Source organism: Bradyrhizobium sp. U87765 SZCCT0048, from assembly GCF_018131225.1.
In the GTDB taxonomy this organism is placed as follows: domain Bacteria; phylum Pseudomonadota; class Alphaproteobacteria; order Rhizobiales; family Xanthobacteraceae; genus Bradyrhizobium_A.
This window is the reverse complement of record NZ_JAFCMM010000002.1, coordinates 506,922-522,939: the sequence shown is the minus strand read 5'-3', so window position 1 is coordinate 522,939 and position 16,018 is coordinate 506,922. Positions and strand designations below refer to the sequence as shown.

Genomic DNA, 16,018 nt, shown 5'->3' with positions numbered 1-16,018 from the left:
CTCTCACACCGTCGCCAGTAGTTCGATCCATTCCATCAGCCGCGCGGCGAGATGGTCGCCGTCGCTCTCGAAGACCGTCGCCGGTGCATCGTCGAGCGCGCGGCAGCAGACATCGATGTGGTTCATGAAGGCGAGGTCGTCGGGCAGCGTCAGGCGGCAGGCGTCGTCGCCGCGCAGCAGCGTGTAGTCCCAGCTCGGCGGCGCGGCGAGGGCACGGTCCTTGAGAATCGTGAACTGCGACGGCGCGACGCCATGGCCGATGAGGCTGCGCTCGATGCGCGCAACGCGCTGGATGAAGCTGTCGTCGAACGGGCCGACGGTGCTGCGGAGCATGATGGGCATGATCGCCTCCGACGCCAGGGCACTTATGGGGATACGCATGGCATTGGTCGGCCGGTCGCCCCAACGGGTTCATGGCCCGCGCATCGGCAGGTGTCTGCGGCCGCGCCGCGTGCTGTTCCGCGTCCTGTTCTCCGCGCAACAAAAAAGCCGGCGTCGCCGCCGGCTTTTCGTCATTTCTTGAATGAGGCGTTCAGTGCGCGTGGGCGTGCGCCAGTTGCTGGCGGTTCGCTTCCATGCGCGCCATCGCGCTCTTGACCGCTGCCTGCACCTTCTCGAAGGCGCGGACTTCGATCTGCTAAATAGATGACATTGCTCAAAATTGCAGCTATATATGTATAGGAAACAATTGTTTAGATTGAATTTGGGCTCGAATTTCACGGGCCGTGCTTGTTTTATAACTATTTGTATTCGTTCGTTGTTGTTGCCGGGGGCGGGTTATGCGTGCCGGGTGGGGGAAAATACCGCAAATTTTAAGGCTAAAGGTCTGGTTGTGTTGGCTGACCATGGTGTTTGCCGCGTGGTCGCTCGTGTTGGAAGCGGACGCTGCTGTCGATGTTCAGCAGGAACTCAACAAGCATCAGATCGTCAGAGATTTGCTCTTCAGGAATGTCAAGGCTGCGACGACTGCTTATACTTTCGAATACCTCGTGATAAACCTCCAGCCGGGAATGGTGCCGGGGGTCGGAGTCAGCGTACCTGTTTCGCACATTCGTTTTCAAAGTACGGTGTTTTTCAAGTTCGACAAATTTTCTCTTGAGCCAGGAGCCGAAGCACCTATCCAGGACTTCGCCAAAGCGGTGTTGAGCGACAGTCACATTCGCTCTGTCCTCGTCGTCGGCCATACCGATTCCATTGGCGACGACCAATACAATGCCGCGTTGTCCTTGAAGCGTGCAGTTTCGGTTGCCAGCAAGCTGCGCGAGATTGGGGTCAGCGAAAAATTGCTTGGCGTCGTCCCTATGGGCGAAGCCCAACCTTTCGCGACCAATAGCACTCCGACCGGGCGCGCTAAAAATCGCCGAGTTGAATTCTTTATCTCAGATATCCCTGCCGCGACGCGCAAGGCGATCGAACTCGTCAAGTTCGATCCCTGCCATCGAAACGATCATGATTTGCCGCCCGGTCAGCCTAATCCCGAATGCGGCGGCGCGGCGGCGCGTGTCCCGCTTTATCCCGGCGCCAGCGGTTTGGGGCGTCCGGAAACACTCGATTTAAGTCGTGGTGGTTTGGTTGCGCGTGAACCAGCCACTCGCTCTCCATTGCCGAATGAAACCCTTCAAAGGCCATCTCTGAAGCAATTTGACACCAATTGAATTTGTTGAGGTTCGATGCCTACCGACACGCTGGGAAGTGAAGCGCAAGGCGCGCTGAAAAGTGCGGCTGAATTGGTTCGTCTCAACAGGCCGGACGACAGGCGCCGCCGCACCATAATGGCTGAGCTTACCCATATAAGTCAGCGCCTAAGAACAGATGTCGCTGAGCGGGAGGACTCGTATTTACGTGCTTTGCAAATCCAGGAAGATGCCGAACTCGAAGAAATCTCGCGTGATCTTAATGACAACCCCAGGTTTGTGCGCGCAAGCTCTGAGCTGAAGTCGAGAAACGAGACATTTCAGGATTTACGAAAAGCCAACAACGGGGCGTATCCCAAGAATATCTCCCCGGTCATCTACGCCATTCCTTTGATATTCGTCGGCGTCGCGGAGTGGTACGTCAATTTATCGACCTTCATGGCTCGGTTCGTTCCGCTGGTGGCCGCGGCAGGGACAATATTGGTGGCCGGCATTTTTGCGGCGGCGAGTCACTTTCAGGGTGAATTTCTCAAGCAGATTTCCGAAGTCTTCCATCCGTCGGCCATTTATCGCAATGAGCTCGGGCGGAAGTTGATTGTCGCGATCGCATCACTGCTTCTGGTCGCGGCCTTTGTCGTTGTCATATGGCTTCGCTATCAGGTGATCGCCGAACAGCTGGGCTTGACTTCCAATTCCGCCGGAACGTTCGGCGTTTCGAACAACTCGATCGTTTGGCAGAATCTCGGGCCGACGATTGGCCTCAATCTCTTCGTTTGGGGGCTCGGCGTTCTCTACGCATCCTTGATGAGCGAAAAGATTCCGAAGTTGCGTGAGACGTTTCGCGATCTGCGTCGATCGGAGGTCGAGGTGGACAGGATCAGGAAGCCGTTCGTGGCAGAGCAAAAAAGGATTCATGCTCAATACGAACGGGAGCGCAAAAAGAATGCCGTCATGGCCCAAGAGTACCGCTCCCTGGCCGAAGAGATCGATGCTTCAATCAAGCGATTACAGGCCTGTGAAGTTCGATGACGAATTTATTGCGAGGAGTTGCGATGCGAGCCGCGCTTCTGTTTCTGTTTGTTTTATCGATGTGTGGGCGGGTGCCGTCCGCGCATGCGCAAATACTGGTGACGCCCAACATTGAGGAGATTTGTCGTGCCGCGCCGGTCGCAACAAACCGTCGGACCGTTGTCTATATCGATATCGCCTCGATAAATGCCCGGAAGACCGAATGGGGCCTCACGCTGCTCAATCGGTTGGAGCTTGGGCCGCGCGAGCCGTTGACGATCCTTGCGGTGAATCCCAGCTCGTTCGAAGTCAGTGTGGTTTTTGACTCCTGCTTTCCGACTCTGACGAAGAGCGAAATCGATGAGGCAAGGTCTGGTCGCAGCACATGGGATAAGATGTTGAGAATGGATCCCGTCGATCAGCAGCGGGAGAATTTGCAGACTTTTGATGCGCGGCTGCGGAATGCCTTGGATCGGGTCATCGCGGAATCCTCGAAATTTGTTCCAAACAAGCGCCGGAATATTTTGGGTGCAATTGCCTTCGACAAGAACCGCTTTTCGGAGCGGACGGCGCTCTACCGCGTCATCGTCTGTACGGACGGCGTTTTGGCGGATGCCGATTTGGACGGAAGCGGCGATGTTGATCGGCAGGTCTCATTTCTCTCCTCAAAGTATCCCGCGAATTTTTCCGGCGCGGATGTCTACGTTTTCGGTGCGCTGGATGCCGGCGATAAGGGGCTTCCCCTGGAGGTGAAGGAGAAGGTCTTCGCGGCATTCTTCCTGAGCAATTGGGCTTACCTCAAATCCTTTTCGTCATCATTGCCTCAGCAGCGCGGTGAGTTGTTTCCGCCGGCGAAAAGCTGGGACGGGTCCTTTGATGGCGGTGGCGCTCAGGGAGCGGCAAAATTGGTGTACTCTCAATCGCATGGCGGTTCGCTGTCGCATGCCTGGGTCGCGTTCGCCGTCGGACGCTCTCTCGTCTACGTGCCCTTTGAAGGAGATCTGCACTGCGAAGGGGAGCAATGCACGCTGGCGGCCACGAGTTCCGAAAGCGTGCCTCTGAACTCGTCGTCGCCTTATTTTAGAAAAGGTGATCGATTGCTGCTGAAGGGCAAGCCTGAAGGCAGCCTCGAGGGCATTCTTTCGTCAAGCGTGCGCGAAGTCTTCAAGGATGGCAACAATCAGGAAGTTAAGTACAATCTGAAGTTTCCGCGCCTGTAGTAACGACGCTGCGCGCGTGTCGGGCTGCGGTTGTCGCGCGAGATCCGTTTTCGGACTGACTCGACAAAAAAGCCGGCGTCGCCGCCGGCTTTTCGTCATTTCTTGAATGAGGCGTTCAGTGCGCGTGGGCGTGCGCCAGTTGCTGGCGGTTCGCTTCCATGCGCGCCATCGCGCTCTTGACCGCCGCCTGCACCTTCTCGAAGGCGCGGACTTCGATCTGCCGCACGCGCTCGCGCGACACGCCGAACTCGGCGGCAAGGTCTTCCAGCGTCATCGGCTCATCGGCGAGGCGGCGTGCCTCGAAGATGCGGCGTTCGCGCGGGTTGAGCACGCCCATGGCGCCGCTGAGCGCGTCGCGGCGATGATCGTACTCCTCGCTCTCCGCCATCACGGCTTCCTGGTTGGGCGAGGTATCGACCAGCCAGTCCTGCCATTCGCCGGGTTCGCCGTCGTCGCGGATCGGAGCGTTGAGCGACGCGTCGCCGCCGAGGCGGCGGTTCATGTCGACGACGTCCTGCTCGGTCACGCCGAGACGCTTGGCGATCATCTGCACCTGGTCGGGGCGCATATCGCCCTCTTCCAGTGCCGAGATCTTGCTCTTCGCCTTGCGCAGGTTGAAGAACAGCTTCTTCTGGTTCGCGGTGGTGCCCATCTTCACGAGCGACCACGACCTCAGAATGTATTCTTGAATTGACGCCTTGATCCACCACATAGCGTAAGTGGCGAGACGGAAACCCTTTTCCGGCTCAAAGCGCTTCACCGCCTGCATCAGGCCGACGTTGCCTTCGGAGACAACCTCGGCGATCGGCAGACCGTAGCCGCGATAGCCCATGGCGATCTTGGCCACGAGCCGCAGGTGGCTGGTGACGAGTTTATGTGCCGCGTCGCGATCGCCGTGCTCGCGCCAGCTGCGGGCGAGCATGTATTCCTCCTGCGGTTCCAGCATCGGGAACTTGCGGATCTCGGCGAGGTAATGTGCAAGTCCGGATTCTCCACTGAGAACCGGCAATGTAGCTGCTCGGGCCATTTGTGCGCCCTCCAGTGTTTTCAGACCCCCGATAGCGGCGGGTCAGGCAGGCCTGCTGCTGTGTCAAAGCCAACTGGGCTGCAGTGTTCCGCGTTGGGTCATCCAACGCAGGTGCACAATACATGATAGGGGTGGATTAGGGGAAGGATACTGCCCTGTCACGTTGCTGTGACACGCATTAAGATATTGTAATCATGATATTTTTCAAGATGGCCTGCGTCATGACGCCGCGCGTAGCGCCTCTTGCAGGAGAAGCAAATCCTCCGGCAGGCCGGCTTCCCAGTGACAAATGTCTCCGCTCGAAGGGTGCTCCAGCGTCAGGAGATATGCATGCAACGCTTGGCGGCGGAGGGTATCCAATACCACCTGGGATTGAGGTCCTAGCTGACGCGCCTTGGTCTTGAAGCCTGAGCCATAGACCTCGTCGCCGAGCAGCGGATGGCCGATATGGGCGAGGTGGACGCGGATCTGGTGGGTGCGGCCGGTCTCGAGCTGGCAGGCGAGCAGCGAGGCGACGCCCTTGCCGTCGCGGCCGGTGTAGGTCTCCAGCACCTCCCAGTGGGTGATGGCCTCGCGGCCGCCCTGGCGCACCGCCATCTTCTCGCGGGCGTGGGGATGACGGTCGATCGGCGCGTCGACCGTGCCGCGCGGCCGGTCCGGCACGCCCCACACGAACGCCATGTAGCCGCGGCGCAGCGCGCCGGTGCGGCCGTGGTCGGCGAACTGCGCGGTCAGCGAGGCATGGGCGCGGTCGTTCTTGGCGGCGACCATCAGCCCGGTGGTGTCCTTGTCGAGGCGGTGGACGATGCCGGGCCGGCGCACGCCGCCGATGCCCGAGAGACTCGCGCCGCAATGGGCGATCAGCGCGTTGACCAGCGTGCCGCTCTCGTGGCCGGCGGCGGGGTGCACGACGAGGCCCCTGGGCTTGTCGAGCACGATGATGTCGTCGTCCTCGAAGATGATGTCGAGGGGGATGTCCTCGCCCTCGGGCTCCGCCGGCACCGGCGGCGGCACGTCGATGGCGATGACATCGCCGGCGGCGACATGGGCGGACGGATCGGTGAGGGCCTTGCCGTCGCGGCTGACCTGGCCGGCGAGGATCAGCGCCTTGAGGCGCGAGCGCGACAGCTCGGTGCTGTGCAGCGCCAGCACGCGGTCGAGCCGCGCTGTGCGCTCGTCGCCGGTGACGACCACATGTCGCACCCCGCCTGCGAAAAGCGCCTCTTCGCCGGGCTCGTCGCCCGGAAGTTCATTGTCACCCATCGCCAAACCTGCTTGAAGGGGCCGCATGACCGATGCCGTGACGCCCGACCCCAATCCCGAACAGACCGCGCTGCTGGCTGCCCGGGTCCGCCGCATGATGATCATCGCCGGCCTGACCACCGGCATCGGCATCGCCGCGGTGTTCATCGCCATCGGCTACCGCCTTTTCCGCAGCGAGGGAAGCCTGCCGGTCGCGGACCTGACCGCCACCCTGCCCAAGGGGGCGAAGATCGTGGCCACCGGCGTCGCCGCCGACCGCCTGATGGTCACCCTGGACGTCGGCGGCATTACCGAGATCCGCACCTTCGACGCCCGCACGCTCAAGCCCGCCGGCCGGCTGAAATTCGCCAGCGAGCCGTAACGGGCAGCAGGGCGGCGGGCCCGGGATCGCGGGATTCGCGGCTGGCGGCCCGGTTCCCACCCGGTGGGCCAGGCGGCCGGGCCGAGACCGGCCTTCGTTGACCATTCCCGGGATTGTTGCATTTGCACGCTTGCGGCGAACGCCGTTCGAGGTTATTCCCTCCGCCAACGCTCCCTTCGTCTAGCGGTTAGGACGCGGCCCTCTCAAGGCTGAAACAGGGGTTCGATTCCCCTAGGGAGCGCCAATTCTCTACGATTGAGAACAGGACTGCGGACCCGCGCTTCGCTAACCGAAGACGCGCCGCATCGCGCGTGGCGTGATGCTCTCATTGCTGCGCGGGTTCAGCTTTCGGGAAACCGTGCGCACCGCCGAAGAAACTCTGGAAACGGGCGCAAGCGCGCGAAGCGCGGCAAATATCAGAAAGTTTCAGAATGTCCTGGCCGCAATCGCGGGACCTTGCCGCCCCGCTATGGCAGGATTGGCCGAGGTTGATGTGGGGAGTCGGGCCGAAGGCGGACTGCGATGCCGGACAGGCGCGCGGGCGTTCGAGGTCGGGGGCGGAAGATGGTCGGTGCGCGTTATCATTGTGTCGGGCTGCGCGGCGTCTGCGGCAGGCCGTTGCGTGCGGCGCTGTTGGCCGCGACAGCGCCCGTCTGGGCCAGCTTGCCGGCGGCGGCCCAGGATGCGACCTGGCTCGCTGCTCCCGTCAGCGGCGTTTACGACAGCTTCCGCAACTGGAGCGGCGGCGCAGTGCCGTCAGGTACCGCCACCTTCGGCGCATCGAACATCACCAGCCTGTCAATCCCCTCCAACGATGAAGCCAACCGAACGAACGTCGGCGGCTGGACCTTCAACGCCGGGGCGGGAAATTACACGTTCGCCAACGGCCAGTTGTTGAATTTCAATGGTGCAGGCATCGCCATCAACGGCGGCAGTGCCACCATCCTCAACGGGGTCAGCGTTAATTTCCGCAACAGCAGCACGGCCGGCAGCGCGGCCATCACCTCCACTACCGGTGACGTGAATTTCTACAACACCAGCTCGGCGGGCAACGCGGCTATCACCGACGGTTACTTGAATTTCTACAACACCAGTACTGCCGGCAGTGCCCACATCACCAATCATGGCGATGGGGGAGGTGATGGTGGGGGGATCCCGGGGGGTGTCTCGTTCCGCAACGGCAGCACGGCCGGCAGCGCCACCATCACCAACTACGGCGCAATGGATTTCTCCAACGCCAGCACGGCCGGAAGCGCCGCCATCACCAACAATGGGGGCGACGCCCGGTTGACTTTCTCCGGCACCAGCACGGCCAGCAACGCTACCATCACCAACAACGGCGGCTTCCTGTACTTCTTCGCCACCAGCACGGCAGGCAACGCGGCCATCACCAATGCTGCCGGCGGCACGGTTGATTTTTCGAGATCGGTGGGACCTGCCGGGGACGGCAAGCTGAGCGCCGGTTCGATTGCGGGCGCTGGCAATTTTTATCTGGGCGCGCGGGAGCTCACCGTCGGCGGCAACAATCTCAGCAAAGAGGTGAGCGGCGTGATCAGCGACTGCGGCGCGAGCGGCAGCGCGTGCTCCACCGGCGGGTCGCTGGTGAAGATCGGGACGGGCGCGCTGACGCTGTCCGGCGTCAACACCTATACCGGCGCGACGACGGTGAACGGCGGCATCCTGAGCGTGGGCGGTTCGATCGCGTCCTCCTTGCTCACCTCGGTGAACAGCGGTGGCCTGCTGATGGGCACCGGCACCGTCGGCAACACGACGGTCAACAGCGGCGGCGCGCTGCTGGGCGGCAACGGCACCGCCGGCCCCTCGCTCGCGGTCTCGGGCAATCTCGCGTTTCAGTCGGGCGCGTTCTATTTCGTCCAGCTCAGTCCCGCGACGGCGTCCTTCGTCAGTGTGGGCGGCACGGCAGCGCTCGGCGGCGCGACCGTCAGCGCCGTCTTCGCGCCCGGCAGCTACATCACAAGGCAATACACGATCCTGACCGCGAAGGGCGGCGTCTCCGGCACATTCGGCGCGGTGGCCGAGACCAATCTGCCGTCGAACCTGCGCACGACACTGAGCTACGACGCGACCCATGCCTATCTCAATCTGGTGTTGAGCTTCTTTCCGCCGCCGGGCAGCGGGCTCGGCGGCAACCAGCAAGGCGTCGGCGCCGCCATCACCAACTACTTCAACAGCAACGGCGGCATTCCGATCATCTACAGCGCGCTGACCGCGCTTGGGCTCGCCCAGGCCTCGGGTGAGACCGCAACCGCTTCGCAGCAAGCGACCTTCGACGCCATGGGCCAGTTCATGGGCCTGCTCACCGATCCCTTCATCGCGCGCAACGGCGGCGACGGCACAGCGTCTGGCGCGCCCGGCTTTGCCGGGAGCGCTTATGCCGCGCCCATGCGCGACGATGCGTTTGCGATGCTGACCAAGGCACCGCCCTCAGTCTTGCAGCGCTGGAGCGTGTGGGGCGCCGGTTTTGGCGGCGCGCAATCCACCGCCGGCAACACGGTGGCTGGCACCAACGGCAGCACCAGCCGCATCTACGGCACCGCCGTCGGCGCCGACTATTTGCTCGGGCCCAACACGCTCATCGGTTTTGCGCTGGCCGGCGGGGGCACCAGCTTTGCCGTCAACGGCTTTGGGTCGGGCCGCTCCGACCTGTTCCAGGCCGGTGGCTATGTCAGGCACAGCGACGGGCCGTTCTACCTCTCGGGCGCGCTCGCCTATGGCTGGCAAGACATCAGCACCGACCGCACCGTGACCATCGCCGGCGTCGATCGGTTGCGTGCCGCCTTCAATGCCAATGCGTGGAGCGGCCGCCTCGAAGGCGGCTATCGCTTCCTCGCGCCGTGGATCGGCGGCATCGGCATCACGCCCTACGCCGCTGGCCAGGCCACGATCTTCGCGCTGCCGGCCTATGCCGAGCAGGCCATGCCAGGCACGCCGGCCTTTGCGCTCGCCTATGCCGCAAAGAGCGTGACCGACAGCCGAAGCGAACTGGGATTCCGGACCGACAAATCGCTCGCCGTGTCGAGCGGCGTGCTGACGCTGCGCGGCCGCTTCGCCTGGGCGCACGATTTCAATCCGGACCGCGCCATCGCCGCCACCTTCCAGGCGCTGCCCGGCGCGAGCTTCGTCGTCAACGGCGCGCGGCTGGCGAGCGACTCCGCGCTGACCACGGCGTCAGCCGAGATGAAGTGGATGAACGGCTGGTCGGCGGTCGCCACCTTCGACGGCGAGTTCTCCAACGTCACCAGATCCTATGCCGGAAGGGGTATGGTGCGATACGCATGGTAGCCGGTGCCCGATCGCATCAGCGAGCCGTCAGCATGAAATGCTCGGTGGGGGTACGGCTCGGCAATGAAGAGGCCATGAGGACCGATCACGTAACCCGTCGACGCCGGTCCTGCGTAAACGCTCGGCCCGCCTGGCGAGGTCTTCGGTGTGACGTTGAATGGGCGCACGGCAGCGGCCTTGCTCAGGCCTGATTCCGTTACGCTGCGCACCAGTTCTCGATCAGCGCCCCGGACCTTTATCCAGCACCGCCCCCTGCCTCAGGCCTGTCCGCTGCCGAACGCTTGCGGCCGGTAATCATGGCCCAGACCAGATTCTCGCCCTGTGCGAGGCTCGCAACGACGGCACCGAGGGCGTGGATGCCGACAAGTATCAGAATCGCGTGAGAGACATAGGTGTGGGTGTCCTGCACCCAGGCGACGCCGAAGAAGCGCAGCGTGACCTGCATCCAGCCACTGGCCGCCGACACCACGAGCAGCGCCAGCAGCAGCGTCGTCATGGCGGCGCCGGCGGGATTGAGGCCGGGCGTGCGTGGATGCCGGCCGCGCGCCAGCGCCACCAGATAGCCCGGCAGGGCGCGCAGCAGGCGCGCGCGCTGGCCGAAGCGCGCGTGGGGGTTGCCGAGAAAGCCCCACAGCGTGCGGAACGCGATGACGATGAGAACGCCATAGCCTGCGACGCGATGCAGGGTGTCCTGCGTATTCGGCGTCCACCACGCGATGGCGATGAGCATCACCAGCGCCCAATGACAGAGCCGCACCGGCAGGTCCCAGACCTCGACCATCGGCGGTGCCGGCGTCGCGCCCGTCACCGCTGGTTGATGCGCGGGGCGCGGGCCATCGTGTTGCTCCGACACGAATTCCTCCCGCATCCCTCGTCGATCGCCTGCTTGTGGCTGACGTGGCGCTTACTTGGCGATGGTGTGCTTCAGGCTGAGGTCTTCGGGGCTGTAGAACAGCTCGAACAGCTTGCCGCCCTTGACGCCGTAGACCTCATAGCACGAGCCTTCGACCTTGGAGCGGCGCACCTCGTAGCCCGCGTCCTTCGCCTTGGCTTCGGCGGCCGACGCCGGCTGCCATGACGTTTTCGCGAGCTTGGTGCAGTCCTTGAAGCCGTCGGCGAATGCGGGTGTCATCGCCGCTGCGATGGACACGGTCCCCGCCAACGCCGCGATCGCAGCCGTCTTGATCACTGAATTCATCACCGTCTCCTCTCCAAAAATCCGCGATCGCGGCATGCGCCGCCGCGGGCGGTCACTGAAGAAGACGGGGCCATTCGCGATGTCAACTCAGCCGGGATTGCGATCATGACTTAGAGCGATTCCAGATGCGGCAAGCCGCTGGAATTCCAAGCGTGCACCCGGTCGCGCCGGCATCTGCGGCCTTACGTCTCAGCGCCGGCAGACAGCGTCTGCATGTGCTTGATGAGCGTATCCGAACAGACATCCAGGCAGACCGTGCGTCATCGCCGGCTCTCCAGTGAACCGTGTCGCGGGGGCCGTGTCTGTCGATGGCGCGCCGGGGGCGCACTCGGTCGCATCGACGCGATCGTGTCGTGACTGCAAAGAAAAAGGCCCGGCGTTTCGGCCGGGCCTTTGACGTTCGCGAGATGGCCTGTGCCATCGTGGTGGACGGATGGCAGGTCGTCCGTCGTGCTATTTCGCGGCCACGGCGCCGGCCGCGACGGGCGGTTGCCATCGCGGTTCTTCGAACGGCCGCTCGGGGCGCATGAGGAAGGCGGAGGCGGCGCCGAGCAGCATCAGTGCCATCGAGCCGATGAACGGCAGATACCAGTTGCCGGTGGTGTCGATGACATAGCCGGCGACCAGCGGAGAGACGATCGCCGCGAAGGCTGATCCGGAATTCATCAGGCCGGCCGCGGTGCCCGAATATTTCGGCGCGATGTCCATGGGGATCGACCACATCGGCCCGATCACCAGCTCGGCGAAGAAGAAGCCGGCGGACAGGCAGATCGCCACGGTGGTGACGTCGTGGACATAGAGGATCGGCAGCAGCGAGAAGAACGCGCCGAGGAAGCCGAACACCGTGACGCTGAGCCGGGCGAACCGCAGCTTGCCGGTGCGGTGATAGATCCAGTCCGAGATGACGCCGCCCAGGGTGTCACCGACGACGCCGGCGAAGAACACGCCGGAAGCGAAGATCGCCGATTTGGTGATGTCCATGCTGTAGTTGTTCTTGAAGAACAGCGGCAGCCAGTTGAGGTAGAGCCAGAGGCACCAGCCGTAGCAAAAATAGGTCAGCGTCACCGGCCACATGCGGCGCGCCAGCGCCATCCACGGCGTCTTCGCGCGCGCGGTCGCCACGCGCACCGGCAAAACCTCGAGCTCGCCTGCAGTGATCGCGGGATGATCTTTCGGGTCGTTGCGGAAGTACAGCACCCAGGCGAGCACCCAGACGATGCTGACGACACCCAGCGCCATGAACGCGCCGCGCCATGTCAGCAGCACCATCAGCGCGGCGATCAGGGGCGGGGTGACGGCGTTTCCGAGGCGCGCGAAGGCGTGGGTCAGGCCCTGTGCGAAGCCGCGCTTCCTGGCCGGGGTCCAGTTCTGCATCGCGCGCGTCGCCGTCGGGAAGGTCGCGCCTTCGCCGAAGCCGAGCAGGATGCGCGCAATCACCAGCGTGACGAGGCCGTGGACGAAGCCGGTGAGAATGGTCGCCACCGCCCAGATCATGCCGCACCAGAACAGCGTCCGGCGTGGGCCGAAGCGATCGCCGATCCAGCCGCCGATCACCTGGAAGATCAGATAGGGATAGGCGAAGGCGGAGAACACGAAGCCGAGTTCGGTGTTGCTCAGGCCGAGCTCGCGCTGGATCTCGGTCGCCGCCGTGCCGATGTTGACGCGATCGACATAGGTGATGAAGTACATCACGCAGAGAAGGGCCAGCACCACATGCGTGGCCTTGAATGGCAGTTTCATGTGTTCCTCCGGGAGATTGTTCGAACCCTGTTTCCGGGTCGTTGACGGGGGTGGCGGTTGGGCCGTGTCCGGGCGCGCGGCAGGGCGCGCCCGGCAGGTTTCACGGCGGCGTGCGTGTCACGCCTGCACCAGCTTGAGCGCGGGGGAATTGCCGGCGCCGCTGCCTTCCAGATCAGCCATCGCCGCGGCGACGCCGCCGGCGCGATGCGGGACGCCGGCGAGCGACAATCCCATCTCTACGCCGGTGAGCGCGCCCAGCAGCATCAGCGCGTTGCACTGGCCGAGATGGCCGATGCGAAACACCTTGCCCGACAGCCTGGTCAGGCCGGCGCCCAGCGACATGTTGTAGGTCTTGAGGACGATGTCGCGGAAGCGGTCGGCGTCATGTCCCGGCGGCATCAGCACCGCCGTGAGCACCGGCGAATATTCCGAAGGCTCCTGGCAGAGCACCTCGAGGCCCCAGGCGCGCACCGCGGCGCGGGTCGCCGCCGCCAGTTTGTGGTGGCGCGCAAAGACCTCGTCCAGGCCTTCTTCCAGCAGCATGCTGATCGCCTCCTGCAGGCCGTACAGCAGATTGGTGGCGGGCGTATAGGGGAAGAAGCCGCCGGCATTGGGCTTCAGCATCTCCTGCCAGTCCCAGTAGGAGCGCGGCATCTTGTTGGTCTTCGATGCTGCGAGGGCCTTGTCGGAGATGGCGGTGAAGCCAAGTCCGGGCGGCAGCATCAATCCCTTCTGCGAACAGCTGACGGTGACGTCCACGCCCCACTCGTCGTGCCGGTAGTCGGCCGAGCCGAGCGAGGAGATGGTATCGACCAGCAGCAGCGCGGGATGCGAAGCCTGGTCGATCGCCTTGCGGATCTCGGCGATGCGGCTCGTGACGCCGGTGGAGGTCTCGTTGTGGACGACCATCACGGCCTTGATCGTGTGGCTGCGATCGTCGGAGAGCCTGGCCTCGATCGCGGCGGGATCGGCGCCGCGGCGCCAGTCGCCGGGAATGAAGTCGACCTCGATGCCCCAGCGCTTCGCCATCTGCTGCCAGAGCGTGGCGAAGTGCCCGGTTTCGACCATCAGCACGTTGTCGCCGGGCGACAGGGTGTTGACGATGGCGGCTTCCCACGCGCCGGTGCCCGAGGATGGATAGATCACGACCGGGCGGGTCGTCTTGAAGACGGCCTTGCAGCCTTCCAGTACGGACCGGCCAAGCTGCTGGAATTCAGGACCGCGGTGGTCGATCACCTGCCTGTCCATGGCGCGAAGCACGCGCTCCGGGACGGGACTGGGACCAGGGATCTGCAAGAAGTGCTGTCCTTGCTGCTGCGACATCGTTGGCCTTCCTAGGGGTCTGGGTTTCCTGTGTGAGGGCATTTTTGAATTCAAAATATTTGGATTTCAAGAAAATAATGAATTCTTATTGGGGAGTCGACGGCGCCAAATTGCGGCGATATTTTCGTCGGCATGACAAATGTCCATCAAGACAGGGGCTTAACGCCGGTTCAGGAGGCCGGGGAGGTTGCGCCCGAGCCGGCCCGGCCGGCTGCCGTGTCCCTGCATGGCGAGGTTCTGTCGCGGCTGCGCGACTTCATCGTCGAGGGCAATCTCGAGGGCGGCGCCAGAATCCCGGAGCGCCGGCTGTGCGAGATGTTCGGCGTGTCCCGCACCCCGCTGCGCGAGGCGCTGAAGGTTCTGGCGTCGGAAGGGCTGGTCGACCTGCTGCCGAACCGCGGCGCGCGGGTGCGCGAGTTCAGCGTGTCCGATGTGACCGAGTTGTTCGATGTGATGGGCGGGCTGGAGGCCCTGGCGGGGCGGCTGGCCTGCGAGCGGATCACCGAGGCCGAATTCGCCGAGATCGAGCGGCTGCATCATGAGATGTACGGCGCCTATCTCAAGCGCGACATGCATGCCTACTTCCACGCCAACCAGTTGATTCATCAGGCTATTGTTGCTGCGGCGCGAAACTCGGTGCTGTCGGCGGCCTATGCCACCTATGCCGGCCGGATCCGCCGGGTGCGTTACTCGGCCAATCTCGCCAGCAAGCGCGATCGGTGGGCCGAGGCGATGCGTGAGCATGAGGCCATTCTCGACGCGCTGGGGCGCCGGGATGGGTCGGAGCTCAGCGAAATCCTGTTCCGACACCTCAGGAACAAGGAGGCGGCGGCGCTGGACCACCTTAAGGGTGAGGCTGTCGCCCTGGGGGCTGCAGAGGCCTCGTCCTGAGCGGCTTTGGCATCCGTTACCTTTTTTATCTTCAATTTTTTGAATTCAAAATGTACCGCCGTGCCCTGCGCGGCGCTCTGATGAGCCCGAGCTCCGGATCGGGGCGGACAGCGTAGCCTCCTGCGCCGGTTGTCGTCCGCAGGTGCCCTGGTCGCCTGTCGGTGGCGGGGCTTTTCTGCGGTCAGTCATCAGGCCATCACATTCCCTTCATCGAACCGGCCGCGGTTCACGCTGCAGGGTCGATGGCGCTGCTGCTGCAGGCGTTCTGATGGTGCTTGGGCGATCGGCCCGAGCCGGCGCGGATCGAGGAAAATGCCCGTTCGGACCCTGACCGGCGGGCCAATAGCCTCGCGTGCAACTATTATGATTTTCATAAGAATTATAATGCAGGAAATTATTGTCGCGATATGAGTGATAATGCATGCTTTCCGCCATGAAACATGCAGCCCCCCACATCACCGCCTCTCGTATCGAGGACATCCGGCGCCGGGTGACAGGTTGCGCGCTGGCCGGCCACGACGGCGCCATCCGGATCATCTCCGCACCGCCCCATGCCTTCGCCGAACTCACCTCCATCAACCTTGGCGAGGTCGCGGTCGGTGACGATGGCCTGGTGCGACTGGCGGTGTGGAGCGCTTCCTCATGCTGCACGACGCTGCTGGGGACACGCCGTGCCACCCTGCTGCTGCCTGATGGCGACGATGAGTGGGAGGTGCGTTGTCTGGTCGTCGCCAGTGCCAGCCTGTCCACGCGCCGGCCGCTGTCCGGCTTCCTGCTGAAACCCATGGCGCTGTTCGAACGGCGCGCCACCAGCGATCGGCTCTCCGGTCGCGCGTCCGAAGATGATCACAATCGAACAGACAACACGCTCGTTGCGCTGTTCGAAGCCTTTCCCGTCGCCCACGACGGGAAAAATACGCCGCTCCAGAGCCTGCCTCCCTAGCGGCGCGTCGCATGCTCCACCGACCGTTTCAACGCTCCGATCGGAGCGGCCGGCGGAGCTTTGTCCCAGCCAACCCACTCGTCCCGTCCAACAGAAAGGATCTTGCC

Annotated in this window: 14 protein-coding genes and 1 tRNA gene; 8 read left to right on the top strand and 7 right to left on the bottom strand. The window is 63.5% G+C overall.

What is annotated here, in order from left to right; genetic code table 11:
* Nucleotides 1–3: 3 nt before the first annotated feature.
* On the bottom strand, nt 4–342 hold the full coding sequence (locus JQ639_RS15495; RefSeq protein ID WP_211966869.1) for a hypothetical protein: 339 nt from the start codon (nt 340–342) through the stop codon (nt 4–6).
* Nucleotides 343–845: 503 nt separating this feature from the next.
* Here JQ639_RS15495 and JQ639_RS15490 point away from each other — a divergent pair.
* From JQ639_RS15490 to JQ639_RS15480, 3 genes are read left to right on the top strand one after another with little or no spacing between them, the layout of a single operon-like run.
* A complete protein-coding gene (locus JQ639_RS15490) occupies nt 846–1,655 on the top strand; it encodes an OmpA family protein (protein WP_211966870.1) in 810 nt (269 codons plus the stop codon).
* A 15-nt stretch (nt 1,656–1,670) separates the two neighbouring features.
* Nucleotides 1,671–2,663: a hypothetical protein gene (locus JQ639_RS15485; protein ID WP_211966871.1), complete on the top strand. Its 993-nt coding sequence runs from the start codon at nt 1,671–1,673 to the stop codon at nt 2,661–2,663.
* 23 nt (nt 2,664–2,686) lie between these two features.
* Nucleotides 2,687–3,862, top strand: a complete 1,176-nt coding sequence (locus tag JQ639_RS15480) for a hypothetical protein (RefSeq protein WP_211966872.1) — start codon at nt 2,687–2,689, stop codon at nt 3,860–3,862.
* 115 nt (nt 3,863–3,977) lie between these two features.
* Here the strand turns inward: JQ639_RS15480 and rpoH are convergent, their stop codons facing one another.
* Nucleotides 3,978–4,889, bottom strand: coding sequence for an RNA polymerase sigma factor RpoH (gene rpoH, locus JQ639_RS15475; RefSeq protein ID WP_211966873.1), 912 nt, complete (start codon nt 4,887–4,889; stop codon nt 3,978–3,980).
* A 219-nt stretch (nt 4,890–5,108) separates the two neighbouring features.
* Nucleotides 5,109–6,179, bottom strand: coding sequence for an RluA family pseudouridine synthase (locus tag JQ639_RS15470; protein ID WP_371745085.1), 1,071 nt, complete (start codon nt 6,177–6,179; stop codon nt 5,109–5,111).
* Here JQ639_RS15470 and JQ639_RS15465 point away from each other — a divergent pair.
* The 3 genes from JQ639_RS15465 to JQ639_RS15455 all read left to right on the top strand — a co-directional run bounded on the left by JQ639_RS15465 (nt 6,178) and on the right by JQ639_RS15455 (nt 9,816).
* Nucleotides 6,178–6,513 carry a hypothetical protein gene (locus JQ639_RS15465; RefSeq protein ID WP_211966875.1) on the top strand — a complete coding sequence of 112 codons (336 nt, stop codon included), beginning with the start codon at nt 6,178–6,180 and terminating at the stop codon, nt 6,511–6,513. The genes JQ639_RS15470 and JQ639_RS15465 overlap by 2 nt on opposite strands.
* A gap of 169 nt (nt 6,514–6,682) precedes the next feature.
* Nucleotides 6,683–6,757: transfer RNA gene (locus tag JQ639_RS15460), tRNA-Glu, on the top strand.
* Between the two features lie 320 nt (nt 6,758–7,077).
* Nucleotides 7,078–9,816 carry an autotransporter outer membrane beta-barrel domain-containing protein gene (locus tag JQ639_RS15455; RefSeq protein WP_211966876.1) on the top strand — a complete coding sequence of 913 codons (2,739 nt, stop codon included), beginning with the start codon at nt 7,078–7,080 and terminating at the stop codon, nt 9,814–9,816.
* A 235-nt stretch (nt 9,817–10,051) separates the two neighbouring features.
* On the opposite strand, the gene JQ639_RS15450 is transcribed toward JQ639_RS15455, so the two are convergent.
* The 4 genes from JQ639_RS15450 to JQ639_RS15435 form a co-directional block, all read right to left on the bottom strand.
* The gene (locus JQ639_RS15450; RefSeq protein WP_349644703.1) at nt 10,052–10,669 is read right to left on the bottom strand and encodes a cytochrome b/b6 domain-containing protein; all 618 of its coding nucleotides are present in this window, start codon (nt 10,667–10,669) and stop codon (nt 10,052–10,054) included.
* Between the two features lie 51 nt (nt 10,670–10,720).
* Nucleotides 10,721–11,014, bottom strand: coding sequence for a PepSY domain-containing protein (locus tag JQ639_RS15445; RefSeq protein ID WP_211966877.1), 294 nt, complete (start codon nt 11,012–11,014; stop codon nt 10,721–10,723).
* 453 nt (nt 11,015–11,467) lie between these two features.
* On the bottom strand, nt 11,468–12,754 hold the full coding sequence (locus JQ639_RS15440; RefSeq protein ID WP_211966878.1) for an MFS transporter: 1,287 nt from the start codon (nt 12,752–12,754) through the stop codon (nt 11,468–11,470).
* A gap of 117 nt (nt 12,755–12,871) precedes the next feature.
* On the bottom strand, nt 12,872–14,077 hold the full coding sequence (locus JQ639_RS15435; RefSeq protein WP_211966879.1) for a pyridoxal-phosphate-dependent aminotransferase family protein: 1,206 nt from the start codon (nt 14,075–14,077) through the stop codon (nt 12,872–12,874).
* Between the two features lie 132 nt (nt 14,078–14,209).
* Here JQ639_RS15435 and JQ639_RS15430 point away from each other — a divergent pair, with 132 nt between their 5' ends.
* Both JQ639_RS15430 and JQ639_RS15425 read left to right on the top strand, forming a co-directional pair.
* Entirely contained in the window at nt 14,210–14,968 is a 759-nt protein-coding gene (locus JQ639_RS15430) for a GntR family transcriptional regulator (RefSeq protein ID WP_211966880.1), read from the top strand.
* A 421-nt stretch (nt 14,969–15,389) separates the two neighbouring features.
* A complete protein-coding gene (locus JQ639_RS15425; RefSeq protein WP_211966881.1) occupies nt 15,390–15,911 on the top strand; it encodes a hypothetical protein in 522 nt (173 codons plus the stop codon).
* Nucleotides 15,912–16,018 lie beyond the last annotated feature (107 nt).